This is a genomic window from Hydrogenophaga sp. PAMC20947, from assembly GCF_004795855.1.
In the GTDB taxonomy this organism is placed as follows: domain Bacteria; phylum Pseudomonadota; class Gammaproteobacteria; order Burkholderiales; family Burkholderiaceae_C; genus Hydrogenophaga.
The window spans coordinates 2,215,309-2,241,551 of record NZ_CP039252.1; the positions used below are offsets into that span (position 1 = coordinate 2,215,309).

Below are 26,243 nucleotides of genomic sequence, written 5' to 3' on the forward strand. Positions count from 1 at the left end.
ACCTTGGGACCCATATTGCGGGCGTGCTGCTGAACAGAAGCTGAACGACCCATGCAAGCAATGTTCAGGCACGGGCAGTCAGGTCCTTGAGGGAGGTGACATTCCGTCTTGTGGGTCAAGCCGGTGGGCCTGAAACAGAGGAGCAAACGCGGCGCGCAACTTGCGCATACAGCCAATCGCAAGTACACCGTTTGAGTGCAAGAGATTCGGGATCAATGATGGGGAGGCAAGATTGCTTGCCAGACACCCATTTGCCGAATCATCCTGTCCAGCCTGAGCCACGGGACTCAGCGACAACCACCTCAAAACCAGAACGCGATGGACGCCCGCAGCGGCTAACGGATTCCTTTTGATGGATATGAGGCATCAACAGCCCATTCTGGAAACCTCGGAGCAGAAGCCAGGAAATGCCCACATCGACGCTGGTAGCGCGCTGCAGTCCCACAAGACGACAGAGCGGGAAGAGATAAGCGGGCCTTAATGCTGGCGCTCTATGCTCTCGCGCCATATGCAAACACCGCTTTCAAAACGCCCGCCCGCAGCCCGCAGCCCTTCGTGGCTTCTCTTTGGCGTCCTTTGCGCGACCACAGCCGGATGCGATCAAGTCGAACGCTGGGACACCGAGTTCGAATGCAAGGGTCAGGAGCAGTCCATCGCGACGTTCGCAGGCGATGCGCCCGACAAGGCCGCGCGCAAGACCTACCCGTTCAACATCGATTTTCATCTGCGCGGCCAAACGGGCATGGTCCGGAGTTCACTTGTTACAGTCGGCCCCGGGCCAGGCGACATGGTGCGTTTCGAAGCGAAGGGACAGGATGTGTGGGTCAGCGGCCAGTTTGACAAACGCTCTAATACGTTGTCGCTGGTAGAAAACCGCACGCTGGACATCGAGGGCCGCCCGCAACAGGTGCGCCTCACCGGCCAATACATTTGCGAAGCCGTAAGCGCCCGCAGTCCTTCTGCATGAACAAACACCAGTTGCTCATCATGGCCATCCCCACGATGGTCGCCACCGCTGGAGGGGTGATCGCCGCGCTCTGGAATCCTTCCCACCAGTTTCGAAGCCTGGTGCAGCATTTCGCCGCGGGTGTGATCCTGGCGGCGCTGGCCGTGGAGTTGCTGCCCGAAATCGCCAATGAACACGCGACACCGGCAGTGATCATCGGCTCGTTCGCCTTGGGCAGCCTCTTCATGTATGGCTTGAAGCTCTGGACGATGCGGCTGGAGCAAAGGGCAGCAGCAAGTCCGGCTGTGCCAACCTTGGGCGTAGGGCTGCTGGTGGCGACGTTCATTGATGTCGCTGTTGACGGGTTCATCATCGGTGCGGGTTTCGCAGCCAATGGCGAAGCGGGCACGATCCTGGCGCTGGGCCTGTCGGTCGAGCTTCTGTTTCTGGGGATGGCGCTGACATCGGAACTCGTCAAGGGCTGGCGCGTGGTGGCCTTGTCGACCGCGCTGGGCCTCACGGTGCTGCTGTTTGCTGTGTTGGGCAGTCTGCTGCTCGCAGGTGCTTCTGGGCAACTCATCGGCGGCGTGTTGGCGTTCAGCGCGGCCGCGCTGTTGTATCTGGTGACCGAGGAGCTGTTGATCGAAGCGCACACCGTCGAAGAAAAACCGATTTCCACCCTGGTGCTTTTTTCGGGCTTTCTGGTGTTCTGGAGCATCCAGCTGCTGGCCAGCTAGGGCCATCGCCACAGCGACTGGGCTGAGGGTCTTTGAGGTGATGCGTTTGGGGCCAGCCTCCGATTCGCTCACGCTTCAAACGGCAGTTCGGCCGGTATCTCTAGCCCTGCAACAAGATGTACCGCACCTGGTTGGGCTGTTTGGCAGGCTTGAGCTCAAAGGACTCGGCATGTTTGCCAAAAAACCGACTGGATGTCGCGCTCTTGCCCATCAGCTTTTTGTCGTGCAGCGCTTTGACAATATCGCCAAGAGGCTGCCAATCACCCGGTTTTAGCGAGGGCGCGGCCGCCAATATTTGCGCCACCGTCACACCGCGGCCAGATGTGGAAGCGCCAGACGCAGTAGCGGCCTTCATGGCCACCTTCTTGGCGGCTACCGCTTTCTTCGCGGGCTTGGGCGCAGCAGGCGCCGCTGATTTGACTGCCGTCGTTGCATGGGTCACAGAGCCGGCCGCGTTTGGGGTTGTTTTCTTGGCCGCACCGGCCGTTGAGCCCAATGGCGCCCCACGGGTCGGGGCTCTGGACGCACGCGCACTTTTCCCCTTGCCCACGTAGATCACCGCGTCGTACGCGCGCACCGCCTCTTGAGCCATCTTGCTGTACTCCGACACACAGACGACTTTGATGCCGCGTTCACGCAGGCGAACAACAAGTGGCACGAAATCGGCATCCCCTGAACCGAGCACGATCATGGAAGGCGCTGGTTTCTGGCACGCCAGCTCCATGGCATCGGCGGCCAAGGCAATGTCGGTGGTGTTTTTGGTCAACGAAAGGTTCACAAACGGGCGGATGGCCCAGGTGCGAAGCGTCTCGGCCAGGCCCTTCAGATTCTCCGCACTGCCATAGGCCCTTCGGACAGCAATGGGTCCGCTGGAGGCCTCAAGCGATTTGAACGCCTCATCAACCCACGCCGGGGCAGACAAATTGTCTGCATCCACAAGAAATACGATCATGTTTGACCTCCTGATGTTGTCGCCACTTTACACAAGCTTGTGGCCAAAGCGATGCAGCACCAGACACCGCCCAGGCAGCCGGCAGGGCATGGCGCGCCGGTGTCGTCGCTCGGCAAGGCGCCGCCGGCCATGAATGGGTGCTCATTCCAAGCCCGCGGCCCATCCCGAGGCGCGAGCGCCTTCGAACCGGCTTTAAGCTGCCAAGGGCAGCTCGGCCATGGGCTCATGGGGATAGGCCAGCGACCGCCCCTGGAACAACAAGATGTGGGGCTTTTGCACCACGCCTGCGTCAATGTTGATGGCGCGCCGAATGGTTTCGCTGGCATTCCATTGGGTGGGCCCGCCCAGCACCACGTCCATGTACACAACCATCGCCGCCGAGATCGAGCGCGATGCGCTTTCCCACAAGAAGTTGGGGGTGTGGTCCACTGCGTAGTAGTCGACCTTGCCCACCTTGAACATGGGCTCGCGAAAGGTGGTGGGCTTCGCAAAGTAGAAGCCCATGCCCTCGTCGCAACTCACGTCGATCACCAGGCTGCCGGGCTGGAGGCAACTGAATTCACTCTCGTTGACGTACATGAACGGGTTGGCGGTGTCCTGGTAGGTGCCATTGATGATGATCTCTGACTCGGCGATCAGCTCGGTGAGCGGGCGGGATGTGCCGTCGTGCTCGACCACCAGCATGCGCGCTTCACCTGGCCCGCCTTTCTGAATCCGCACATAGTGGCAGTCGAGCACCTCTTCACGCACTTCATGGTCAGGCCGCTGGATGCAGATCGTGATGTCACGAAAGCCGTGCGCCTTCAACGCGTAGATGGCGCCACGGCTCACCGCGCCAAAACTGAAGATGATGGCTTTGCGCTGGTTGCCATAGTGGCCGTCAATGCCCTTGAGTTGCAGCGCGTGCAACACGGCGCAGTAGCCCGCCATTTCGTTGTTCTTGTAAAAGGTGTGGCGGCCCTCTTGCCCGGCGGGGCCCCAGACGTACATGTCTTCAAACGCGATCAGCGTTTGTTTGCGGTCGATGCCGGCCTGGGTGATGGCGCGCTGCTGGGCGCAATGCACGTAGCCCCACATCACACCGCCCACTTTGAGCTCTTCCAGGTCAGCGAGCACGGGCTTGGCCACGATGACGTTGCCCAGATCGGCCAACAGCGAATGGCGGCTTGCCGTGCCTCCGGCCAGGGAAGCCAGCTCGGCATCTGACACATCAAACGGCTCGCCGTAGCCGGCCTCAAACACGAGGCGTTTTCGAATCGCTTCTGGCAGGCGCGACAAATGGGCTGGGTGCAGCGGGACGCGCTGCTCGTCGGTTTTTCTGGATGTACCGATCACACCAAATGACAAAGGTTTCATGGGTTTTCCTGGTTGAATGCGTCCACAGCGATCCGCTGCGAACGGCAAAGCGCAGCACCCAGACACGGTGTCTGGCGCCAAAACCACTTTGCGAAAGATGAATGGGGATTCGTGAGCCGCGCCAAGCACCGCCCTGCACGTCGCGCAGAGCGACAGCATGGGCGGAAGACCTCGCGGTGCGCGAGCGAAGCAGACACTCCACGGAGGCGGTATGTCGGCGATCTGAAGGGAGGCGATACAGGGGTGGTGCGCAACGGCCGAATGGCCGAGAAGCGACGATGGCAGCACTGCCTATGGGCTGCCAAGCCTTTGCCCGTTGCATGTGAACGGACCAGTGAGGCCATGACCCACTATACGCCCCCGGGTTTTGGGCACTCTATGGGTTGAGGCGTGTTCGCAGTCCGGCCCCAAGCTCGCGTTGGCCTGTGTCGGGGAAAGAGATGGTTTCCATGCCCCACCGCGCACGCACGTCAGAAGGGAGAAGTTCATGCGAATCACGCACTGAACGCACAGGGTGTGCATTTGGCTCTAGGATCGAGCGGCCCGCTACCGAAGCCAATGCACATTCCCATGAACAGCTGCCTCGACCACTCTGACAAACCCGATTCGCCCTTGGCCTGGTGTGCAAGCGGCGCCATTCTTTTCGGTGCAACTTTGCTCGGTGCCTCTGCCACCTGGGCACAGGAACGCCCTGCTGAGCCCCCCGCGTCCAGCTGGTCCGCGGGCGCCTTTGCCAGCACCGAAACCTCACCCTACCGGGGCGCAGATGACACGCGCCGATGGCTCCCGCTGGTCGCATTTGAAAACGCCTATGTGCGCTGGGCCGGACCCATGCTCGACATCAAGCTGCCATCCACAGGCGCGGTGTCTTTCGCTCTGCGCGCCCGCTACACCGATGCCGGGTACAAGGCTTCTGACTCGGTTTCGCTGGCCGGCATGGTCGAGCGCAAGAGCAGCATTTGGCTCGGCGCGAAGGCCGAATGGCAACACGATTTCGGGCAACTCTCGGCCGAGTGGCTGGCCGATGCCGCCAACCACAGCGGCGGTCAGCAGATCAAGCTGACCGCTGAAAAGCCCATGGGGTTTGGCCGCTTGCGGCTGGCGCCGCGTGTGGCGCTGCTCTGGCAAGACAGCGACCAGGTCGACTACTACTTCGGTGTGAGGAGCAGCGAGGCCAGGACCGGGCGCTCGGCCTATGCGGGCCAATCAACCGTGAACACCGAGCTGGGATTGCGCGCCTTTTATGGCCTGGACCGGCAGCAATCGCTTTTCATGGATCTGCATGCCACTGCGCTGGGGGCCGCCATCAAGGACAGCCCGCTGGTGGATCGCAGCTGGGTATCGGGGTTGCGCCTGGGCTACGCCTACCGCTTCTAAAACCAGCCTTCAAGCCTGTACGCCCGGTCTGGCGTACCAGCTCTCCGCGCGGAAAGCCTGCCGACAGCACCGAGCCGCCATCAACGGATGGTTTTTCTCACCAGCACCAGATTGTCGAGCACCAGGTTGGACGACCAGGTGAGCTGGGCATCGGCTCCAGGGGTGTCAAAAACACCGGCGAATTTCGTGTAGGCGGGCTGGTTGTCTACGCCCTCGGTTTGGTTGGTGAAGGTGGCCGCCATGGGCCAGGCGGAACCGTCAAAGCTCGGGGGTTCCCGGTGGTCTGGCAGAGCCCACTGCGCGCCCGAAAAAGTGGATGCCTCGTCGCAGCCGGAGATATCGCAAGCAGCGCTGTCCCGGACTTGCCCGACGACCTTCAGGCCAGAACGGTCTTTGAGCGGGGCGGGGTAGAACGCTTGGGCGTGCCAGCTGCCGTCGGCAAGCAAGGCGCTGCTTCCTGCGGCGTCTTTGATGTGCATCACCATGCCACCATCACCGGGTAAGTTACAAGCAGAAAATTGAACACAACAAGTCCCCGAACATGTACTCACACTGAAGGCTGAAAGTCGCGCACCGCTTGTTTGATAGATACTCCCCAGTGTAATGACACGTGGGCTCGCTTCCACCTCACCGTTTCACCACCACAAGGAGTTGTATGGATTTCGAAGGTTTCTTTCAGCAGTATTGGCCGCTCATGGCTTTGGTGCTGTGGTTTGGCTATAAATGGTGGAACGCACGAAGAGTCAAAGCGATGCTGCCTGCGCTCAAACAGCAAGGCGCGCTCTTGGTCGATGTGCGGTCCGCTGCGGAGTTCGCGAGCGGGAACGCCCCGGGCACGGTCAACATCCCTCTCGGGGAGCTGGGCAGCCGGCTCAAAGAGATTCCGAACTCAGCGCCCGTGGTGCTTTGCTGCGCCAGCGGAACGCGCAGCGGCATGGCCAAGTTGGTGCTGAAGAAGAACGGCTACCAGCAAGTTTTCAATGTGGGCAAGTGGGGCAATTTGCTGGACTGAATGCGCGTGCGGGGGAATCGCTGGAGCACACCTCAAACCCGCTCAGCTCATGGTGACCCAGTGCCATGCAAGGCGGTTATTGCCCGTGTGATCGCAGGTTTCGATCTGCGATCAAACACGCCAATCCTGGGCATCAAATGTTCTATGACCGCCAGATCAAAGGTTTTCTGTTTTTGATCTAACTGGCTGGCTATGTAGTGCCCGAATTCTCTTTGGTCCCTCTTTTTTTGGGAAGGGGGTAAGGCCAGCCTATTTGACGGGGAGTTCGAACGTGTGGTTGCTCGTCTTTACGCCGGTTTCCCGTCAATGTCCAGATGGGTTTTGAAGGGAAGTTCTGATGCACGGCATTGACAGCGTCCAGCACCTTTCCATCAGCATAGGACTCGGTAACACCGATTTCGGCGCCGGGATCGTGAAAGAGATGGCCGTGCAAATCCCCATTGGGGCTCTGGCAACTCTGGCGAGCAAGGTGCGCGCAAGCGAACAATGAAAAACGCAAAGCCAAACGCTGCAGCCATGGGGCGGCCCTGCGCATCTCGCCGCTCAGGCACCCCCAACCAGACAGGGACTTGCGAGAGCGAACAAATGCCTCATTTTTAGGCACACCCTGCCAAGCCAGTGGTGGCGCGGGTTTCGGCGCTTGTCCCCATGCTTATCCACACCGTGGTGCACATGCAGCGGGGACAAGTATGGACCCCTGCAATGTCGGAAATATCTACCCTCTCCCCTGCTGCGATACCAGGCCTGGCGCTCACACCTGGCACACCTGCTTCCATTGCTCGATGGCGGCAGGGTCGCCATTGCGGCACTGGATGAACAGGTTGAGCAACGCCATCTCGGGGCATTGGAACTCCTGCGTGGGTGAGCATGGCACTTCGATCAGGCGAATGCCGCTGTTGGCTTGCAGGCATTCCTGGTAGTAGCTGGAAAACGCTTCGACTGTGGTGCAGCGTTTGCCTTCGCCACCATAGGCGCGCACCAGGCCGAGCACATCGAATTCCTGGCTGGAGCAATGGTACACAGGCCCGTCGCCGCTCTTGCCGAGGTGAAAAATGTCGTTGCGCATGTAGACAATGGTCAGTGGCAGGCCCTGCTTCTGGAAATGGATCAGTTCGTTGAGCTGAAAGTGAAAACCACCGTCACCGGTGATGACCACCACGCGATCACTGAGATCCTGGCGAACAATGTTTTCGGCGACGACGCGGGCATAGGGCAATGAAGTGCCCATGGCGGCGTACCAGGGGTTGGTCAGCCAGTTGATGCCCAGTTCCGTGGCCTTGGGCCTGAGGCCGTAGCTGGCAAAAAACGAGTTGCCCACCTCAGGCACGAACACACTGCCAAAGGCTTGCCTGGCTTGGCACGCGTTGAGCGTGGCGGCCAGGGTGTGGAAATCCATCTTACCGGTGGGCGCCGGGGCCACCGGAACGAAAGGCGCCGGCGCAAACGGGAAGGGGCGGCGCTCGCTGCCGAGCAGTTGTTCAAAAATGGTGCAGAGATCGGCCTCGTGGGGCACGGTGGACTTGACCACCGTTTTGTTGTCGATGGTGGCCACCCGGTGGGTGCCGGTGTGAAAGGCGCTGGCGGTGTCTTGGGCAAAGACGCTGGTGCCGATGTCGAGCACATAGTCCACCTGATTTTCCACATACTGCCGCACCTCAGTGGCGCTGAAGACGCCGTTGTAGGCGCCCAGGCACAGCGGGTGGGTTTCGTCGAAAACCCCTTTGGAGAACCAGGTGCTGATCAGCGGGATCTGGTATTTCTGGCAGAAGTCCCACACCAGTTTTTTCAAAGCCGGGTTGCGCTTGACCTGTTCGCCTGCATAGACCAGCGGGGCCCTGGCGGAGCCGAGCTTTTGCTCAATGGTGTGCACGATGTGTTCGAGCCCTGTGAACACCAGGTCGGTGCTGTTCAGGCGATCCAGGGGTGGCAACGCCAGGGGCTGGGTGAGAGAGAAAACGAGGTTGCGCGGCACCTCGATGAACACCGGCTCGCGGTGCAGCCAGGCGTGTTTGACCAGCTCAAAGAAGCGGTAACCCGCGATGTTGGGTTGGCCGCTGGCGCGGTCGCCTTGCAGGCGCTCGCTGCGCAGCCCCAAGGCGGCAAACGCTTGCAAGGCGGCATCGTAGTTGGCTCGCCAGGCGTGCGCGGGTTGCACCATGTGGTGAATGCTGTGCTGGTGCACTTCGTCTTCGCCGGGCGCGCCCGAGATGAACACCACCGGCAAGCCTTCGGTCTTGGCCAGCGCGGCTGCCGACATGCAAGGCAGCGAGCCCACGGTGTAGGTGGTCAGAGCGAAACCCACACCTTCAACTTCGGCCTGCGCGCAGGCGCAAAAGCCGGCGTGCATTTCATTGCTGGCCGGTGACACGGTGAGGCCTTCCACGTCCAGCGCACGGATCAGGTTGGCTGCGAAGTCACCGCCCACGCTGTAGATGCGTTGGGCACCGAAATGCCCGATGGTCTGGCGCATGCTTTCGCCCAGTGTGCTCAAGGTGCTTTCGTAAGCAGGGCCGAAGTTGTGCTCGTAAGTCGTCGTGGTGGTCATCTGTCGCGCTCAGTAGGTTGAGGATGCGGCAGTGTTCCAGCTTGGAGACTCACTGTGGTTGACCTCGGTCAAGTGAAGTGAAGTCAATCCCAGTCAGCCCGTCCCCCCCGGAGCCGGCGACGCTTCTGCTAGCATGCACGCGATTTCTTTTTCAGAGCAAGAAGACCAACCGCTTCGAGGCTTTGCGAAGGAATGAAGCAAGCAATCTACCAATCAAATCAGGGAGTTTTTTTATGTTCCGTCCTATTCGTTCAACGCTGGCCGTTTTGTTGTTGCCTGCATTCCTGGTGGCTTGCGCCTCCAGCCCATCGGTGAAAACCACCGCTGAACAGGCACCGGTGGCGCGCATGTACACCACCGCGTACATCGGAAAGATCAGCACCACCCTCGTTGACGACACCAATCCCGATGAAAGTCGGTTGACCGACAAAAAGAAACTCGATGCCAAGATTCCGGCTGTTTTGAAAGAAGAGCTCGAAGACAACGGCTTTGCTGTGCCCGCGGCCATGCCCGCCAACAAAGCTGGCGCGGTTGTGATCAACCTTGAATTCCAATACAACCCTGGCAATCGGGCGCTGCGTTGGACAGCGGGGATCTTTGGTGCTGGAAAAGGCATCTTGAATGGCAAGATCGAAGCGCTTGACGTCACAACAGGTGCCTTGATCGCCACCCGCTCGGGCAGTGACGCCACCCGCATGGGGGCTTTCGGCGGCGATTTTTACGGCAGCGTGGAAGACATGGTGGAAGAGCTGGCTGAAGAGCTGGCCGAAGAGCTGAACGCCAAAGGCAAATAAGCTCCCCCAACGGCGCCCACCCCAACGAGGGGGCGCCACTTCCAAGACCGGGTTCACTCCATGCGCAGCGGGTGAACCCGGGTTCAAGTTCCGACCCGATATCCAGCGCCCTTTCCCTTTTTTCCAGGCTGTTGTCACAGTGCCGGTGCACAGCACTCGTCCATCAAAACGCTGACCCATCAGGCATTGGTCAAAGAAGTCACTTGCTCGATCAACGCCGGCGATATCGACCGGCCCGACAAGCCGGTACGCTGCGTTCGGACGGCGCGCTGACAGTTTGCGCTCGGCGCTTTGGCGCGCAAATTGCTTACCCCCAAAGCATGAAAACCTTTATCCGCATTGCCGAGGTGTGGACACCCACCGAGGACGGCCGCTCTCTGGAGCTGTCCAGTGGCCTGTTCCCCGAGGCGCCGGCGTTTGAAGCCATTACCCGCGAGATGGTGTTTGCGAAAGGCGAAGGGCTGCCAGGCCGGGCCTGGGAGAAAGGCCACCCACTGATGATGCGCGAGCTGGTGGGCAGCTATTTCAAGCGTGCGGCGGCGGCCCGGGCCATCGACCTGACGTGCGCCGTGGCCTGCCCCGTGTTTCAGGGGCAGCAGCTGCGCTGCGTGGTGGTGTTGCTCATGGGCGGCGCGCCTTCGACCATGGGTTCGGTAGAGTTGTGGCGCAACGATTCACGGCTGTCCTCTGACATGACCCTGGTAGACGGGTATTTCGGCACATCCGGACGGGCCGAAGAGCTGGAGGCGCTCACCCGGGAAGGCTGGCTGCCACGCGGTGCAGGCGCACCAGGCCTCGCCTGGCAAAAGGAAGAAACGATCTGCATCCCCGACATCGCCAGTTCAAAACACTTTTTGCGCACGGAAGCGGCAGTGGCGCTGGGCATCGGGCGGGCGCTGGCGACGCCTTGCACTGTGAGAGACAACAGCACCTGGGTGCTCGGTTTGCTTTCGGCGCCCGTCGCGCCCATCGCCTTGCGTGTCGAGGTTTGGCGGGACCACGAAACCCAGCCTGGCACACTGTTCCGCACCGCAGGCTTTTGCGAGTCCATGGGCGAGCTGCCTTGCGGCGGCGGCCAGGCACGAAAAGTGGAGGCCTTGGGCCCCATCGGTGAGGCTTGGCGCTCCGCCGTGGCACAGGCCGACGAGCAACTGCCCGCCTGGAACACCCCAACCGACCTGCAATCCCTGCGGGGAGCGGGCATCGGTTCGGTGCTCACGCTGCCGGTGGTGGTGGACGATGAAGTGCACGAGGTGGTGGCCCTGTACTTCTAAAGCGGGGCGCCTCACAAAGACCGCCCATCTGCCCCGATTGCCTGCACCACACAAAATACGGGAAAATCACCGGTTGTCTGCGCAAACGCAGAGCGAGGCGATCTGGCTTGGGAACACCAACGGACCAGGGCCTCACACCGCACAAGGCGCCAGGGCCCGGTCTGTCAAAAGCGCCGTGTTCGGTGTTTCTTGGATCGCGCCAGGCGCCCTGTCAGTGCCTGTGACGGCACGCCCCCACCCGCTCAACCGACTCACCGCCCCTTGAGGGCCATGGCCTCCCATCGTGACCTACGCTGTCAAAGAAATCTTCTATACCCTGCAAGGCGAAGGCGCCAATGCAGGCTGCCCGGCCGTGTTTTGCCGTTTCGCAGGCTGCAACCTCTGGAGCGGGCGCGAGGAAGACCGCGCTTCCGCCATTTGCCGGTTTTGCGACACCGAATTCGTGGGAACGGATGGCACAGGCGGCGGAAAATTTGCCACCGCTGAGGCCTTGGCAGAAGCCATCGCCCGCTTCTGGCCCACAAATGACACCCGCAACCGCCTGATCGTCATGACCGGCGGGGAGCCCTTGCTGCAAATCGACTCCGCCCTGCTCGATGCGGTGCACGCACAGGGCTTTAAAGTGGCGGTGGAAACCAATGGGACAATCGCGGCCCCCGAGGGCATTGACTGGCTGTGTGTCAGCCCCAAGGCGGGCGCCGAATGGGTGCAGCGGCGCGGCGACGAGCTCAAAGTGGTCTGGCCACAACCTGGCACCGATCTGGCCGCCATGGAAGCTGCCGATTTCAAGAACCGCTTCCTGCAGCCCATGGACAACGCCCACCAGGCCGACAATATTCAGACGTGCATCGAACTCTGCAAGGCTCGCCCTGCCTGGCGTCTGAGCCTGCAAACCCACAAGATCACGGGCATCCGATGAAATTTCAATTGAGCCAGCGTTTTTACTTCGACGCCGCCCATACCCTGCAGCGCGCGCTGGAGACCGAATCGAGCCGCCGCATCCACGGCCACACCTACTCGGCTGAAATCACCGTGATTGGCACACCCGATCCCCAGACCGGCATGGTGCTCGACCTGGGGCTGGTGCGCATCGCGATCGCAAAGCTGCGTGAAACCCTGGACCACCACTTGCTCGACGAAGTGCCCGGCCTCGGCATTCCCACCCTGGAAAACCTCTGCCTGTTCATTCTTGAAACTGTCGAGCTGCCGCGCGACCTGATTCAAAGTGTGCGGGTGTGGCGCGAAGGCCAGGGCGATGGCTGCCTTCTGCTGGCCCACGATGCGGCTGGTGCCTGAACAGCATCCCGCAACACCGCCGGTTCCGCGCAAGGCCGACGACCGCCAAACCGCAGCGCCTCAGACCGTACAGGACATCGATGGGTCGGTTCGGGATCAGGAAGGATCGACGGGGACCACCATTTCCTTGAACACGCCCCCGCCTTCCACCGAGCCTTGGGACGCGCCTTTGCCCTGAGCCATGCCTTCACAAGACGCGCGATCGACCGCATCTTTGTGGACCGCACAGCGGGCCAGCGCATTGCGCCGCAGGTCACTTGGCGAGGCAGACCCGGCCAAGGTTCCGCGCAAGGCCGCCTGACGGGCAGCGCCCGCTTCTTTCAGGCACACCTTTCGTGCGGCTGGATCGTATTTTTCATCCATGCAGAGCTTTCGGTCTGTTTGGTACTGCGCCTGAATAGCGTCGCGGTCGGGCGCTGCCAAGGCATGGCCGACCGGGGCGGCCAGCAACACGGCACACAACAAGCTGTGAAGGGGTTTCAAATTTGAGGTCAACGTCATGGCATATCTCCTGGGGTTGGGTGGTGCACACAAAGGCGCTCGCGGTTTAGGTGCCAGATCTGGCCCAAGCGTCATAGAGCTCATCTTAGGCACACCGTCGCCCCCGGCAAGTCCGACAATACCGATGGCACGTGTAGGACAGCGCCGCCCCCCGGGGTGCTCCACTGGCGAAAAAATCCACCCGGCGCGTCCGCTCCGATCTATTTCAATTCAATCCATGCCCCGCCGCAAACGCCTGCACCACAGCGTCTATGTGATCGAACTGCACACCGATGTGCTGCACGAAAGCAAATTCCGCAAATGCAACCCCGGCTACCTCGACGGCAAGCCCTGCGTCTATGTGGGCATGACCGGCCTGGACCCGGATCTGCGCTTTGACAAACACAAGGCAGGCATCCAGTCCAACGCCTATGTGATGAAGTACGGCCTTCGCCTGTTGCCCGACCTCTACGAAGGATTCAACCCCATGGACTACGAGGCTGCCCAGCTGATGGAAGTCAACATCGGCATCGATTTGCGTTCAGCGGGTTTTGGCGTCTGGCAGGCATGAAGTTCACCTGGCTCTTCACGGCATGGATGGCCAGCGCCGTTCTCGTCAATTTGACAGCGCCCAACGCAGCAAGTGTTTCAGGGGCAAGGCACAGGGCAAAGAGACCCCATCAACCTCGCCAATTCCCTGGCGCCAGACCTTCCAGCGCATAAGGCCCAATGGCCGCTCGGATCAGGCGCAAGGTGGGGAACCCCACCGCGGCCGTCATGCGGCGCACCTGCCGGTTGCGCCCTTCCCGGATCACCAGCTCCAGCCAGCTCGTCGGGATCGATTGCCGAAAACGCACCGGCGGGTCTCGCTCCCAAAGCTGGGCTGGCACAGGGATTCGCTGCGCGCGTGCGGGGCGGGTGGGACCATCGTTCAGCGTGACGCCAGCGCACAAAGCAGCCAAGGCTGCGTCGTCGGGTTCGCCCTCCACCTGCACCCAATAGGTCTTTTCCATTTTGTGGCGCGGGTCGCTGATACGGGCTTGCAGCTGCCCGTCGTTGGTGAGCAGCAGCAATCCCTCGCTATCGGCATCCAGCCGCCCGGCCACATACACGCCAGGCACATCGATGAAATCTTTCAGCCCGCGCCAGCGCCCTTCGGGCGTGAATTGGCTCAAGACGCCATAGGGCTTGTTGAAACAGATCAGGCGGGAAGCATCGCTCACAAAAGCCCCCAAGGCACAGTACACACACTCATGGCGCGCAGCATATCAGCGGCATGAGACGCGCCACCAAATCAGCTTTGAGCCACGGCGTATTCAATGGCCGAACACACCGCTGCGACCTGAGCGGCCACACACTGCTCCGGCGTGGCGCGCGGGCTGTCGGGGTAGACCTCGGTGGTGGTCGTGTAGCGTGCGCCGGTGATGCCCGCGCACAGGCCCCAGGCCTGGAAGGCATACCGGATGACACCGCGCCCAAACAGGGGCGAACCAATGATGGCGCCCTGCGCGTCGGGCGGCGCGATGTGCGTTACACCCTCGACGGCCTGGATGATCGCTTGCTGAAAATCGGGCTGGGGGTTCTCCGTGTCATCGACCAGGTAGAAACCATCCGGAATGGAGCCCGGTTCAAACGGCAGGCCGTCGCGCGCGGCCAACGCGGGACGGTACTCGGACTCGTCGGTGTCGGTGGTTTCGTGCAGATCGATGTGCGCAAGGAACTGACCTTTGAGCGGCGCCACCAGCCGCATCAGCGCTGCCGATTCCAGTGCAGGGCTGGCTTCCTGAAAGGATCGGTTGGGGTCGATGGCATCAAAATTCCAGCGGTGAATGCGCTCATAGGCCCAAGGGCTCACACACGGTACCACCAGCAAATTGACCCGGTCCACGAACGCAGCTTCATTCTTATCCAGAAACCTCAACGCACCATGAACACCGCTGGTTTCATAGCCATGCACCCCGCCCGTCACCAGCACGGTGGGCCGACCCGACACCCAGCCCTGGCTCCGCAAAGCCACCAGGCGAAAAGTTTCACCGGCGTAGGCGATCTCGCCGTAAGGCACGGCATCAAAGCGCGAAGCCAGGCGTTGAATCTCGCTCAGCACATCGTCGGCATAACTGCGCTGGCGCGTTTGAAGGGCCCGCCATTGATCGACCTCCTGGCCGCCCCAGCGCTGGCCAGGTGTTCCGATGGGATAGAAAGACAAGGCAGGAGAGGCGCTCATGAAAGAAAAAAAGGTTAGGGTTTGGCCACAAGCAGGCGAATTTCGCTGAGCTTGGCCTGCAAGCGGCGCTGCTGCGCAGGCCCCATGCGCATCAGCATCTTGCGCCCAGCCGACATCGACTCCAACGCGGGATCGGCCAGCTCGTAACGCACCCAGGGGCGCAAGGACGTCACCGAGCCTTTCACCTCCACCAGCGTCACGGCCAGAGACCCTGCCGGCACCGGTGTGGCAATCAGGTGGTCCAGCACCTGAACCAGCCGGTCGTTGAAGTAGCGACCGGGAAACCCCAGCTCTTCATAAGACTGCTGAAACAGCGGATACAGCTGGCGGTACAGCGCCACCGCCTGTTCGGTATTGACCGCTTCCACCATCGTCACAAAGGGTGCATAGCGGCGGCTGTTGTCGGGGTGGATACGTTCAACACCGTCAGGCCCTTTGAGGGTGCTGAAACGCTGCGGGGTCGGGACCACGGGCCAGCGGGTGGTCGAAGCCTGCGACCGGGCGAGGTTGTCCACGGTGGCCACCGCTCGCCGCACAAAGCCGTCGAGCTGCAAAAAAGTGAGCACGTTCTTGCGGCTGATGAGCTGCGACAGCCGCTCCGTTACCACCGCATCGGAGTCGCCGAGCACGGGCAGGGCCACAGGCGCTGCCTGAGCGTCAGCGCTGTCCAGCGCCTCCACGGGGTTTTCGATGGCCGGCGGCTCAGACAGGGCCGCGTCAGCCGCAGCCACTGGCGCAGCTGGCTCTCCCGGTGGGGCATCGGTTGCGACCGACGCCGGCATGTCAACCGTTGCCGGCGTCTGGCGGCCATCAAAATAACGCCAGCCGAAATACCCCAGCAAGGCCAGCACCACCGCAATGGCCAGGGCGGAGAAACGATCAAACGAACGGGTTTCGGGCTTCGGTAGCGGACGGTTCATGGTCTCATGGCCTTGGTCGGAATACAGAGGCTTTCCATCCTACACCGCCGCTTTCCCCGCTCTGTCGCCCCAGCCAGCCAAGACCCGAAGGGCGAGGTGGCGCCCCTCGGCCCGTGCAGCCACATTGGGTGCACCACTCCACCCGGGTCACCCGGAGCGGCCTACACTGAATAATGACAGAAAGAACAAACGACAGTCCTCACGCCCATTCTGAAAGGCATCGCCGTGTCAACCAAGTCCACTGCCAAGAAGCCAAGCCCTGCCGAGGCAGACAAACCCTCCTCCAGGATGGGTGTGCTGATCGCTGAAGCTATTCTGCCTTTCATGGGCCAGGTCCCCAATTCAGACGAACGCAAAAGCCAGAAACCCGAAGAAGCCTCGCGCAAGCTGGCCAATGCCGCGGCTTCAAAGGCCGCCATGGCGGCCGGCGCGCTCGCTCTGCCGCCGGGCGCCATCGGCTGGCTCACCATCCTGCCGGAGATGATGGGGGTCTGGAACATCCAGAAGCAGATGGTCGCCGACATTGCTGCGGTGTACGGCAAACAGAAGACGCTGACGCCCGAGCAGGTGGTGTATTGCCTGTTCCAGCACACAGCGGCTCAGGGTGTGCGCGATTTGGTGGTGCGCGTGGGCCAACGCACCCTGGTGCGGCGCGCATCCCCGCGCCTGATCGGCGCCATCACCCGGCGCATCGGCGCCAAGCTGGCACAACGCGCGCTGGGCAAGGGCATGGCCCGCTGGCTGCCCATCGTGGGCGCAGTGGGCGTTGGGGCTTACGCTTACTACGACACCGCCCAGGTGGCCGCCACCGCCATCGACCTGTTTGAAGGCGTGATCGAAGTCGAAGCCATCGAAACCGACCTCTGAGCGGACCCTGCTTCGCATCCCTTTTAATGACCGATTTTGATGGCTGAAACAACGACCATGACTGCTGCACCCTCTGCCGACCCCACCGGAACCCTCACATCGGTCGCGGCTTTGCGCGCCCTCTATGGCCCCAAGCGCGGCCGCTCGGCACGCAAAGCGATGCCCCGTCTGGACAGCCATGCCACGCGCCTCATCGGCCTCTCGCCCTTTGTGGTGATTGCCAGCGGCCACGCCGATCTCGGCGAGATGGATGCCTCGCCCCGGGGTGGTGAACCCGGTTTTGTGAAAGCGCCCGATGCCCACACACTGCTGATCCCCGATGCGCCCGGCAACAACCTGCTAGACACCCTGGAAAACATCGCCAGCCACGGACCCAACGGGGCCCCGGTGGGCTTGGTCTTTCTCTTGCCTGGCATGGACGAAACCCTGCGGGTCAACGGCCTGGCCCGGCTCTCCACCCAGGCGCCCGACCGGCAGCGGTGCGCCGAAGCCCAGCGCCTGCCGCCCCTGGCGATCCGCATTGAGGTGCAATCCTGCTATGTGCATTGCGCCAAGGCCTTGATGCGCGCCCAGCTGTGGGATCCAGGCCGCCATATCCAGCGATCCGAGCTGCCCAGCTTGGGCGAAATGCTGCGGGACCAATTGCGCGAGTTCCACGGGGAAGACGTCGCCGCAGAGTCACAGGCCGAGATGGAAGAACGCTACCGCCAGACCCTCTAGAGAAGCGCTGCAAAACCCGAATATGCAACAGGGTGTATCGAAAAAATCGGCGTCCCACACGCGAAGGACTCTGTCCGCATATCCCGGACGTTACACAGACCCGTCTTAGGTCTTTCGACTTAAGGCAAAATCCCTCCTGCACCGGATTTTGGGGAGGAATACGAATGGCACAGCCATCGAGGCGCCAGCGCGGCCGCAAGGCCGGAAAACAATTGTGGAAAAACGGACTGATCGTCACGGTTACGGGTGCCGGTTTACTGATGCTTGCGTTCGCCGTGAGCGGACGACATCCGTTCGTCGCCACGGCGGTCAGCATGCCTGCCTGGTGGGCCCTGGGCTTTGGTGCGCTCATGATGCTGCTGCACCTCGCGACTCGGCTGGCGGGCAAACGCCGCACCTCACGTATCGAAGAACCCGCGCCAGCACCCGGGCGCAAGCCCACCCAACCCGCAGCAACCGCCATCAAGGCTTTGATTGACCAGATTGAACGGGAAACCCTGGGCACTGACACACCGCCATCACCATCGCCGGCACCAGAGCACGGACTGACCCAGCCGGTCATTTGGCGCGAAGAGATGCTGACAGGTCTCGACAACAACCGCTTTGTGGCCTTGTGCGAGACGATTTTTTCACAAGCGGGTTTTGCAACCCGCCTGTCTGAACAGGACCACGGCAGCGGCGTGGACATCTGGCTGGAAGTCCCGACCATCCCCGACGCCGTGGCGGTTGTGCAATGCCTGACTGAAAAGGATTCACCGGTCGACGTTGCAAGCATCCGTGCTCTGCAAAAAAGGATCAGTACCCTTGGGTTGCGATGGGGTGCCTGCATCACTTTGGCCGACTACACGACACCCGCCTTGACTTTGGCCGCCAGCTTCGGCATCCACGTGCTGGAAGCCCAGGATCTGCTGCTTTTGATCAGCCGACGCTCCCTTGAGCAACAAGCCTTGTTGCTCAAGGTCTTGCAAGGAGAGCCGCGTTGAGTGCAACTGAATCAACACCAGCTCGCCAGCCATCCCGTTCTGGATCCGAACGCGCTTCGCAGGGGTTGTGCAGCGCTTACCCCTGTGTTCTATTTCAATAGGTTCATCACCCGGAAAGCGCTGGGAGACTGGCATTGGCTCGCGGCTGCACAATCCGCATCTTCATGGGGCACTGATGCTGAGGGCCCTATTCCAAGAAATGACCCTTGAACGCTGGAAACGAGCCAACACGAAGGTGTTTTCAGTTGCGAAGTCTGGCCATTCGGTTGCCCAACAACATCGACATCAGCACGGCTCCCGCGTAAGCCAACCGCACAGAGAAAAATATACCGCCAGCAGCGGCACGCTCCAGCCAGCGCGCGTGCGTTGAGCTGACGAACACGCCAAACGATTGGCGAATATTTCGCTTGATCGCCACCAGCCATTGCGTGTTCCAGGTCCGGGACAGCACCATCTGAAAAAACAGCCGCAAACTGGATCGCACCTTGCGGTAGCCCAGGAAGGCCACTTGAAAGGGCACCGTGCGATCGATGTGGTGCTCCATTTCGTCCAATGCCATTAGAATGCTGGCCGAACCCTGATGGACCTTTTTTTGCGCAAAGGCCGACTCGGTGGCGGATACCTCGTTGTACCGGTAGTGATAGAGCGTATCGCCGATGTAGTACGCCGTGCGGCAGTGCTGGTAGTACTGAACAAGAAACAGCAGGTCTTCACCCACCGCGATGCGTGTGTCAAAGCGCAATGCGTGTTTGCGAATCGTGTCCATGCGAAAGGCCTTGTTGCAGCAACCTCCGCCGATCAGCAACGTGCACAACGTGTGTTCGTACAAAGCGTCCAGCGCCAACGCTCCTGAGCCGCACAGCACAAAGGGCTGCGCGCTGTCCGCCCTCACACGGTTGTAAGCGCAAACCACCACATCATGGTCAACCATCCTGTCGCCCATCCGTTGGACGAATGCAGGCGCCACATAGTCGTCGGCATCAACGAACACAACATATGCGCCTGTAGCCAATTCAAGCGCCAGATTCCTGGCGGAGGAAACGCCGCCATTGGCCTTGTGCGTCACGCGCATCCGTGAATCCTGAGCCGCGTAGTGATCACAAATAGCCCCACTGCCGTCAGTGGATCCGTCATCAATCAGCAGAATCTCGATATGCCGCTCGCTTTGCGCAATCAGCGATTGCAAGCATTGCTCAAGAAAGCTTGCGCAGTCATAAACAGGAACAACAATCGAAATCAGGGGCGCAGCGGGAAGGTCCCCACATCCGCCGGAGCGCGCGCTTGAGTTCTGGGGGGTTTCAGCCATGCGATATCATAGAGGACTAACTTTTGAGCGCCGTGAAACTCTGCATGGCAACGCCGGACTTGGCCACACAAAGCCATTGACAAAAGTCCGTCGACGGTGGAGTTGCAGGCTGTCTCAAGATCAGCCTGTCGCGATCGCCCAGCCAAAATACAACATCCATTAGCCTGGCAGCAATCTCCCCATGAAAATTCTCTATATCGCTGGACGGGAAGAAAGCTACTCCAGAACCCGGATTGTCATACGCGCCTTGGAGTTGCGAGGGCATCAGGTCGTCAAGTGCCTGCCCGCTGACAAGTCATTCAAGCACTACCCTCGAATTCTCTGGCGCGCCATGCTGGCGGCGCCCTCTTGCGACATCGTCTTGACTGGCTTCTACGGCCAACTGCTCACGCCCGCCATGCGCTTGCTGACGTGGAAACCCATCGTCTTCGACATGTACATCACCACGTACGACACGATGGTGTTCGATCGGCAGAAGGCGAAACCGGGGTCGATCATGGCCAAGGTCTACGCTTGGGCAGACTGGTTGTCGTACAAATGCGCAAGCCTCTCCATCCTGGACAGCGACCATGTGATCCAGCACTTTGGTACCTATGCACGCACCAGCACCGATCGGATGCGCCGCCTTTTTCTTGCCGTGGACGACTCGGTCATCCATCCCCGCCCCATGCTGCGCACCACGGACGAATTCCTGGTTCACTTCCACGGTGAGTTCATACCGTTCCATGGCGTTCGACACATACTGCACGCAGCCAAGCTGCTGGAGAGCGAAGGCGTCCAGTTTCAAATCGTTGGTCGGGGCTTGACGTTTGAACAGGACATGGCGCTCATGAAAGAGCTTGACTTGCACAATGTTCGAATCCTTGACCCCGTGCCGTATGCCGGACTGGCCACACTCATGGCAGAAGCCGATATCTGCCTGGGCATTTTTGGCGACAACGACAGGGCCGAGCTGGTCATCACCAACAAGGCCAATGAAGCCATCGGCATGGGCAAGCCCTTGATCACCCGGCGCAATGCCCCTGTGCAAGAGCTGCTGACACATGGTGAAAGCGCCTATTTCGTCGAGCCTGCCGACCCTCGTGCATTGGCCGATGCAATTCTGCACCTCAAAAACGACCCCGAGCTTCGCGAGCGCATCGCAAAAAATGGGCACGCGCGATTCCAGGAATACGGAACGGTTGAAAAGCTGGGCGAAGGGCTCGAACGCATCCTCGTAGAAGCCATCGGCCAAGCCTGAGCGCGGCGACCCCGACTCGCCCAATCCCCCTGCCATTCACCACGCCTGTTTATGCGCCCACCTCGTGCCATCTATGTGTTGTCTGTGCTGTTTTTCTTGCAGGCGTGGTTTTTTGGAATCTTCGTCACGCTTCAAGGCGATATCCCAGATGAAAGCGGCCACTACGCTTATGTGATCGACATCACCAAAGGCCGCCCTCTGCCGGTTCTTGGGCAAACCGACAAAGGCAGGGGCGTCATCTCGAACAACCTGTGGCGCGACTGGGGCCTTCCAGACGGGGACCGGTACAACTACATCGTTCAGCACCCACCGCTTTATTACGCCGTCGCGGCGATTCCTTACAGCATCGCCAAGCACTTCACCAACAACAAGGTAAGACTGGCGCAAGCCACCAGGGTGGTGTCGGCCATTTGCCTGGGGCTGTTGATTTTTGTGTGCTTTCGCATCCTGACCGCAGTGGGCGTTGAGGAACGGTTGGCCATTGCCGTCGCATCCTGGTTTGGGTTCATCCCCACCGTGACGCACCTCGCCTCAGGCATCACCAACGACATTTTTCTCACCCTGATGTGTGCCTTGGCCTCGCTTCAGCTGGTGCGCTACCTAGCGTCCCACCGTTTGGCAAATGCCTATGGGTGCGCGTTTTGGCTCGCGTGCGTGGGCGCCACCAAGATGACAGGCTGGGTTCTCATTGCCGGGATTCTGGGCATTCTCATCTTTGAATTGCGGCGCACAGGCTGGAAATGGCTGCTCCATGCTGCCATCCTGAGCCTGATTTCGTGCAGCACGGCGCTCTGGTGGATGCGCAGAAACATCTTCTTCTTTGGCGACCCGTTTTACGTTGGCGGGAGCGATGGGGCGGTCCTTGCAACCCACTACACCCGAACCAACTACCTCGAGCAACAGCCCTTCTTTGACTGGCTCTTCCTTCACTTCTACGGACTGGAAGGTTTTTCAGGCTTTTGCAACTCCGCAGAGTCGCTGGCGGTCCTGGAGCGTTTCTGCCACGGCGTCAGAATAACGGTCGTCCAAGGTATCTCACTCAACATCTTCATCTGGGTGGGTGTAGCCTGCGCCACCCTGTTGCTGGGCGCCACACTGTTTCGGGTTCTGCGCACGGCACCAGCCAATCACGAAGAGGCCTCGATAGCCTCAATGCAGGGGTTGATTCATCGTGGGCTGACACGCATCCATGCCAACAAGTGGCTCCCAGCTACCCTGCTCGTATTGGCTCTGGGTGGCACGGCTTGGGTGTACGCGCACGCGTTCAAACTCGATCCGCGATACGCCTACCAGATCCAGGCGGTCGCGGCCCTGCTCGCCATAACGGGCATCGCAGGCTTGGTATTGGTCTTTCTTTCTTCCTCCGCTGATTCTCGGCTGCTGGCCTACGGGCCGATCTTGCTGTGCTTGTTCACATTGCTGCTTTTCCTCAAGGGACATGAAGCCTATGTGATCGCGCAACGTGCGGCGGGCATCCAGGGGCGCTACCTCTACCCATTCATTCCATTGCTTCTCGCTTCATTTGGTATCGCCATTCGCCAGATGCGCTTTGCGCTGCCCCTCTGCGGGCTGGTCACAGCGCTTCTGGCCTGGGCGCATCTAAACGCCGAGATCAACACGCTGATTCCCTTCTTCAACATGGTTCGCCTATGAAGACGTTCTTGCGCTTGGCAGTGATGCCCCTGGTTTTGACTTTCGCCATGGCCGCAGGCCTCTATGTGGCGGCGGAAGGGTCGTTTCAAAACCACTTTCACGGATCGATTTCCGATCACACCCCCCAAGCTTCGATCCACCCGATGGTCATCGACTCAGGCTTTACCCTGAGACAAGCCATCGACACCAAAGATTTGAACCACGTCAAGCGCCGGCTGCGTGAAGCACCGATTTGTCTGTGGTTGCGCCTCGAATACGACCGGGGTGGCAAGTGGACCACCGAAGGCACCCTGCTCCTGCGCCTGTCTACAGACTCGAAAGCCTGGACCACGCAAGTAAAATCCAGGCAAATCACCACCTATTTTCAGCCATTCTGCTTTGAAGGGTCGCACGCTGAAGAGGTGTTTGACAGAGACACGTTCCTCGACCTGTCCGTTGTAGAGCCCGGCCTGAAACAGGTTGCGATGATCGCACTGGGGCCCGCCAAGGGGCCTACCCACGCGGTGATCAACGGCAAACCCAGCGAGTACGCCGCCACCTACAATTTCACGGCCAATCCCGGTCCGAGCACCAAAGATGGCGTCGTGGTGGCCATGGTTTGCTTGTTCACACTGGCATTGCTGCTGACTGTTCTGATGGTCCTGACCAGACCACCAACCGTTCCAAAAGACAACCGGCCTGCCGGTCAACCCTCAAGAGGTGAACACGCATGATTCTCGTAACCGGAGCCGCAGGTTTCATTGGCGCCAATTTTGTGCTGGACTGGCTCGCACAAAGCGATGAACCCGTCATCAATCTCGACAAGCTGACCTATGCCGGCAACCTGCAAAGCCTGGCCAGCTTGCAAGGGGATGAACGCCACATTTTTGTGCAAGGTGACATCGGTGACCGTGCGCTGGTGGACGGAATCCTGAGCCAACACAGGCCACGCGCGGTGGTGAATTTTGCCGCTGAAAGCCACGTCGACCGCTCGATTCACGGCCCCGAAGATTTTATACAGACCAACGTGGTGGGCACCTTCCATCTGCTGGAATCTGTGCGCGCCCACTGGAGCGCCCTGGACGACGAGGCCAAAGCGTCTTTCCGGTGCCTGCATGTCTCCACCGACGAGGTCTACGGCACATTGGGTCCAGATGAAGCCCCATTCACCGAATCCACAGCGTTCGCGCCCAACAGCCCCTACTCGGCCAGCAAAGCGTCCAGCGACCACTTGGTGCGTGCCTACCACCACACCTACGGCCTGCCCGTCCTGACGACCAATTGCTCGAACAATTACGGCCCTTACCATTTCCCCGAGAAGCTGATTCCGCTCATGATTGTGAACGCCCTCGCTGGCAAGCCTTTGCCTGTCTATGGAGATGGCATGCAGGTACGCGACTGGCTCTTTGTCAAAGACCATTGCAGCGCGATTCGCAGGGTCCTTGAATCGGGGCGAACAGGTGAAACCTACAACGTTGGGGGATGGAACGAAAAGCCCAATCTCGACATCGTGAACACCGTCTGCGCCTTGCTCGATGAGATGTCGCCGCGTGCGGACGGGCAAAAATATGCAACCCAGATCACCTACGTGAAAGACCGGCCCGGGCACGACCGGCGCTACGCCGTCGACGCCACAAAAATTCACCGCGAGCTGGGGTGGAAACCATCGGAAACCTTCGAAACCGGTATTCGAAAAACGGTGCGCTGGTATTTGGACAACCAGACCTGGGTCGACCAAGTGCAGAGCGGTGAATACCGCAACTGGATGGGCCAACAATACGGAACCGCCTCATGAGGATCCTGATGACAGGCAAGAACGGCCAGCTGGGTTTTGAACTGCAGCGCGCGCTGGCTCCACTTGGAGAGGTCGTCGCTGTGGGCACTGACGATTGCAATCTGGCCGATGGCGCGGCCCTGCGCGAGCTGATTCAAAAGGTCCACCCGGATGTCATCGTGAACGCGGCGGCCTACACCGCAGTGGACAAAGCCGAAACCGACCAGGATATGGCCCACGCTGTGAACGCCCAAGCGCCCGGTATTCTGGGCGAAGAGGCGGCCAAGCTTGGCGCATCGGTGATCCACTTTTCCACCGACTATGTCTTCGATGGCGAAAAAGCCGGAAGCTACACAGAGACCGATCCAACCAACCCTCAATCGGCCTATGGGCGCACCAAGCTCCAAGGTGAGCAGGGTTTGGCCGAGGCCACACCGCACCATTTGATCCTGCGCACGAGTTGGGTTGTGGGCGCCCACGGTGGCAATTTTGCCAAGACCATGCTGCGCCTGGCCGCTGAGCGCGACGAGCTCAAAGTGGTCGCAGATCAGTTTGGGGCGCCTACATCAGCAGCTTTGCTCGCGGATGTCACTGCCCACCTGGTCCGACAACTGGCCCGCGAGGGTGCCGAAAAATTCCCTTACGGGCTGTATCACCTAACCGCCGGCGGAGACACTTCTTGGCACGCTTACGCCCAGTTCGTGATCGACCACGCCCTCAAAATGGGCAAACCGCTCAAGACCAGGCCAGAACGCGTGCTCCCGATACCCGCGGCAAGCTACCCTACCCCAGCCAAACGCCCACACAACTCGCGCATGGACACCACCCGTTTCCAAACGGCGTTTTCGCTGGTTTTGCCAGATTGGCGATTGGGCGTTGGCCACATCCTTCAAACCATTCTTTGATCTGGACTTCGCAATGAAAAGAAAAGGCATCATCCTGGCCGGCGGATCGGGCACGAGGTTGTACCCTGTGACCCAAGCCGTGAGCAAACAGCTCATGCCTGTGTACGACAAGCCCATGATCTATTACCCGCTGAGCACCCTCATGCTCACCGGTGTCCGAGATATCCTGATCATCTCCACCCCCATGGACACGCCGCGGTTCCAAGACTTGCTTGGCGATGGCAGCCAGTGGGGTCTCAACCTTCAGTACGCGGTGCAACCCAGCCCGGATGGCTTGGCACAGGCATTCATCATCGGTGAGAATTTCATCGGCCAGGACCCTTCGACATTGGTGCTCGGGGACAACATTTTCTACGGCCACGACTTTGCCGAGTTGTTGCGCAACGCCAATGAACGCGAAAGCGGCGCCACCGTCTTTGCCTACCACGTGCACGATCCCCACCGCTACGGCGTCGCCGAGTTCGATCCAGCGGGACGCGTGCTCAGCCTCGAAGAGAAACCGGCACACCCCAAAAGCCATTTCGCCGTCACCGGCCTGTACTTTTACGACAACCAGGTGGTGCAGCTGGCCAAAGACCTGAAGCCATCGCCACGAGGTGAGCTGGAAATCACGGATCTCAACCGCTTGTACCTGGAGCGAAACCAGCTGCATGTCGAGCTCATGGGGCGCGGTTATGCGTGGTTGGATACCGGCACCCATGACAGCCTGCTGGAAGCAGGCCAATTCATCGCCACGCTGGAAAAGCGCCAGGGTTTGAAAGTCGCATGCCCAGAGGAGATCGCCTTTCGCCATCGCTGGATCAGCGCGGAGCAACTCGCAGCCCTCGCACACCCACTCGCCAAAAATGGCTACGGGCAATACCTGCAGCAGATTCTCAACGAATCCAAAACCTGAGTCACCCC

Annotated in this window: 28 protein-coding genes; 19 read left to right on the forward strand and 9 right to left on the reverse strand. The window is 60.4% G+C overall.

From position 1 onward, the window contains the following. The first annotated feature begins 508 nt into the window (after positions 1–508). Positions 509–967, forward strand: coding sequence for a hypothetical protein (locus E5678_RS09870; protein ID WP_136178363.1), 459 nt, complete (start codon positions 509–511; stop codon positions 965–967). Continuing rightward, on the forward strand, positions 964–1,683 hold the full coding sequence (locus E5678_RS09875; RefSeq protein ID WP_136178364.1) for a zinc permease: 720 nt from the start codon (positions 964–966) through the stop codon (positions 1,681–1,683). Before E5678_RS09870 ends, E5678_RS09875 begins: the two co-directional genes overlap by 4 nt. A 100-nt stretch (positions 1,684–1,783) precedes the next feature. On the opposite strand, the gene E5678_RS09880 is transcribed toward E5678_RS09875, so the two are convergent. Continuing rightward, positions 1,784–2,635, reverse strand: coding sequence for an NYN domain-containing protein (locus tag E5678_RS09880; protein ID WP_136178365.1), 852 nt, complete (start codon positions 2,633–2,635; stop codon positions 1,784–1,786). Between the two features lie 192 nt (positions 2,636–2,827). Further along, positions 2,828–3,991, reverse strand: a complete 1,164-nt coding sequence (locus E5678_RS09885; protein WP_136178366.1) for a N(5)-(carboxyethyl)ornithine synthase — start codon at positions 3,989–3,991, stop codon at positions 2,828–2,830. Between the two features lie 570 nt (positions 3,992–4,561). Between E5678_RS09885 and E5678_RS09890 the strand changes: the two genes are divergently transcribed. After that, positions 4,562–5,368, forward strand: coding sequence for a MipA/OmpV family protein (locus E5678_RS09890; protein ID WP_168708531.1), 807 nt, complete (start codon positions 4,562–4,564; stop codon positions 5,366–5,368). Between the two features lie 80 nt (positions 5,369–5,448). Here the strand turns inward: E5678_RS09890 and E5678_RS09895 are convergent, their stop codons facing one another. Further along, positions 5,449–5,853, reverse strand: a complete 405-nt coding sequence (locus E5678_RS09895) for a hypothetical protein (RefSeq protein WP_136178368.1) — start codon at positions 5,851–5,853, stop codon at positions 5,449–5,451. Between the two features lie 170 nt (positions 5,854–6,023). Between E5678_RS09895 and E5678_RS09900 the strand changes: the two genes are divergently transcribed. Then, the gene (locus E5678_RS09900; protein WP_136178369.1) at positions 6,024–6,380 is read left to right on the forward strand and encodes a rhodanese-like domain-containing protein; all 357 of its coding nucleotides are present in this window, start codon (positions 6,024–6,026) and stop codon (positions 6,378–6,380) included. Between the two features lie 337 nt (positions 6,381–6,717). Further along, complete coding sequence (locus tag E5678_RS22290) at positions 6,718–6,870, forward strand: hypothetical protein (protein WP_168708532.1); 153 nt, start codon at positions 6,718–6,720, stop codon at positions 6,868–6,870. Between the two features lie 261 nt (positions 6,871–7,131). Here E5678_RS22290 and E5678_RS09905 read toward each other — a convergent pair whose 3' ends face one another. Next, a complete protein-coding gene (locus E5678_RS09905; protein ID WP_210732021.1) occupies positions 7,132–8,925 on the reverse strand; it encodes a thiamine pyrophosphate-dependent enzyme in 1,794 nt (597 codons plus the stop codon). 233 nt (positions 8,926–9,158) lie between these two features. Here E5678_RS09905 and E5678_RS09910 point away from each other — a divergent pair, with 233 nt between their 5' ends. The 4 genes from E5678_RS09910 to E5678_RS09925 all read left to right on the forward strand — a co-directional run bounded on the left by E5678_RS09910 (position 9,159) and on the right by E5678_RS09925 (position 12,289). Continuing rightward, positions 9,159–9,719 (forward strand): DUF4410 domain-containing protein, encoded by a 561-nt coding sequence (locus tag E5678_RS09910; RefSeq protein WP_136178370.1) that lies wholly within the window; start codon positions 9,159–9,161, stop codon positions 9,717–9,719. A 320-nt stretch (positions 9,720–10,039) separates the two neighbouring features. Further along, entirely contained in the window at positions 10,040–10,993 is a 954-nt protein-coding gene (locus E5678_RS09915; protein ID WP_136178371.1) for a hypothetical protein, read from the forward strand. A gap of 283 nt (positions 10,994–11,276) precedes the next feature. Continuing rightward, positions 11,277–11,912, forward strand: a complete 636-nt coding sequence (gene queE / locus E5678_RS09920) for a 7-carboxy-7-deazaguanine synthase (RefSeq protein WP_136178372.1) — start codon at positions 11,277–11,279, stop codon at positions 11,910–11,912. Beyond that, complete coding sequence (locus tag E5678_RS09925) at positions 11,909–12,289, forward strand: 6-carboxytetrahydropterin synthase (RefSeq protein WP_136178373.1); 381 nt, start codon at positions 11,909–11,911, stop codon at positions 12,287–12,289. Before queE ends, E5678_RS09925 begins: the two co-directional genes overlap by 4 nt. 96 nt (positions 12,290–12,385) lie before the next feature. Here the strand turns inward: E5678_RS09925 and E5678_RS09930 are convergent, their stop codons facing one another. Beyond that, the gene (locus E5678_RS09930) at positions 12,386–12,790 is read right to left on the reverse strand and encodes a hypothetical protein (RefSeq protein WP_136178374.1); all 405 of its coding nucleotides are present in this window, start codon (positions 12,788–12,790) and stop codon (positions 12,386–12,388) included. Between the two features lie 217 nt (positions 12,791–13,007). Here E5678_RS09930 and E5678_RS09935 point away from each other — a divergent pair, with 217 nt between their 5' ends. Next, entirely contained in the window at positions 13,008–13,340 is a 333-nt protein-coding gene (locus tag E5678_RS09935; protein WP_136178375.1) for a hypothetical protein, read from the forward strand. Positions 13,341–13,449: 109 nt separating this feature from the next. On the opposite strand, the gene E5678_RS09940 is transcribed toward E5678_RS09935, so the two are convergent. The 3 genes from E5678_RS09940 to E5678_RS09950 form a co-directional block, all read right to left on the reverse strand. Then, positions 13,450–13,992: a pseudouridine synthase gene (locus E5678_RS09940; RefSeq protein ID WP_136178376.1), complete on the reverse strand. Its 543-nt coding sequence runs from the start codon at positions 13,990–13,992 to the stop codon at positions 13,450–13,452. Positions 13,993–14,063: 71 nt separating this feature from the next. Continuing rightward, positions 14,064–14,993: a M14 family metallocarboxypeptidase gene (locus tag E5678_RS09945; protein ID WP_136178377.1), complete on the reverse strand. Its 930-nt coding sequence runs from the start codon at positions 14,991–14,993 to the stop codon at positions 14,064–14,066. A 14-nt stretch (positions 14,994–15,007) separates the two neighbouring features. Further along, positions 15,008–15,913, reverse strand: a complete 906-nt coding sequence (locus tag E5678_RS09950) for a DUF3014 domain-containing protein (RefSeq protein ID WP_136178378.1) — start codon at positions 15,911–15,913, stop codon at positions 15,008–15,010. Between the two features lie 225 nt (positions 15,914–16,138). On the opposite strand from E5678_RS09950, the gene E5678_RS09955 reads away from it, so the two are divergent. From E5678_RS09955 to E5678_RS09965, 3 genes are all read left to right on the forward strand, one after another. Next, positions 16,139–16,780, forward strand: coding sequence for a hypothetical protein (locus E5678_RS09955; RefSeq protein ID WP_247596973.1), 642 nt, complete (start codon positions 16,139–16,141; stop codon positions 16,778–16,780). Positions 16,781–16,837: 57 nt separating this feature from the next. Further along, positions 16,838–17,500 carry an MSMEG_1061 family FMN-dependent PPOX-type flavoprotein gene (locus E5678_RS09960; RefSeq protein ID WP_136178379.1) on the forward strand — a complete coding sequence of 221 codons (663 nt, stop codon included), beginning with the start codon at positions 16,838–16,840 and terminating at the stop codon, positions 17,498–17,500. A 164-nt stretch (positions 17,501–17,664) separates the two neighbouring features. Further along, positions 17,665–18,483 carry a restriction endonuclease gene (locus E5678_RS09965; RefSeq protein ID WP_136178380.1) on the forward strand — a complete coding sequence of 273 codons (819 nt, stop codon included), beginning with the start codon at positions 17,665–17,667 and terminating at the stop codon, positions 18,481–18,483. Positions 18,484–18,724: 241 nt separating this feature from the next. Here E5678_RS09965 and E5678_RS09970 read toward each other — a convergent pair whose 3' ends face one another. Then, entirely contained in the window at positions 18,725–19,669 is a 945-nt protein-coding gene (locus E5678_RS09970; RefSeq protein ID WP_247596974.1) for a glycosyltransferase, read from the reverse strand. Between the two features lie 301 nt (positions 19,670–19,970). Between E5678_RS09970 and E5678_RS09975 the strand changes: the two genes are divergently transcribed. Genes E5678_RS09975 through rfbA form a run of 6 tightly spaced genes read left to right on the forward strand, consistent with a single transcriptional unit; the run spans position 19,971 to position 26,235 of the window. Then, on the forward strand, positions 19,971–21,029 hold the full coding sequence (locus tag E5678_RS09975; protein WP_136178382.1) for a glycosyltransferase: 1,059 nt from the start codon (positions 19,971–19,973) through the stop codon (positions 21,027–21,029). Between the two features lie 51 nt (positions 21,030–21,080). Beyond that, positions 21,081–22,682, forward strand: coding sequence for a DUF2142 domain-containing protein (locus tag E5678_RS09980; protein ID WP_136178383.1), 1,602 nt, complete (start codon positions 21,081–21,083; stop codon positions 22,680–22,682). Continuing rightward, entirely contained in the window at positions 22,679–23,395 is a 717-nt protein-coding gene (locus E5678_RS09985) for a hypothetical protein (RefSeq protein ID WP_136178384.1), read from the forward strand. Before E5678_RS09980 ends, E5678_RS09985 begins: the two co-directional genes overlap by 4 nt. Beyond that, positions 23,392–24,456, forward strand: a complete 1,065-nt coding sequence (gene rfbB, locus E5678_RS09990; RefSeq protein WP_136178385.1) for a dTDP-glucose 4,6-dehydratase — start codon at positions 23,392–23,394, stop codon at positions 24,454–24,456. Before E5678_RS09985 ends, rfbB begins: the two co-directional genes overlap by 4 nt. Next, positions 24,453–25,340 carry a dTDP-4-dehydrorhamnose reductase gene (rfbD, locus tag E5678_RS09995; RefSeq protein ID WP_247596975.1) on the forward strand — a complete coding sequence of 296 codons (888 nt, stop codon included), beginning with the start codon at positions 24,453–24,455 and terminating at the stop codon, positions 25,338–25,340. Before rfbB ends, rfbD begins: the two co-directional genes overlap by 4 nt. A gap of 13 nt (positions 25,341–25,353) precedes the next feature. Then, a complete protein-coding gene (gene rfbA / locus E5678_RS10000) occupies positions 25,354–26,235 on the forward strand; it encodes a glucose-1-phosphate thymidylyltransferase RfbA (protein WP_136178387.1) in 882 nt (293 codons plus the stop codon). The last annotated feature ends 8 nt before the right edge of the window (positions 26,236–26,243 follow it).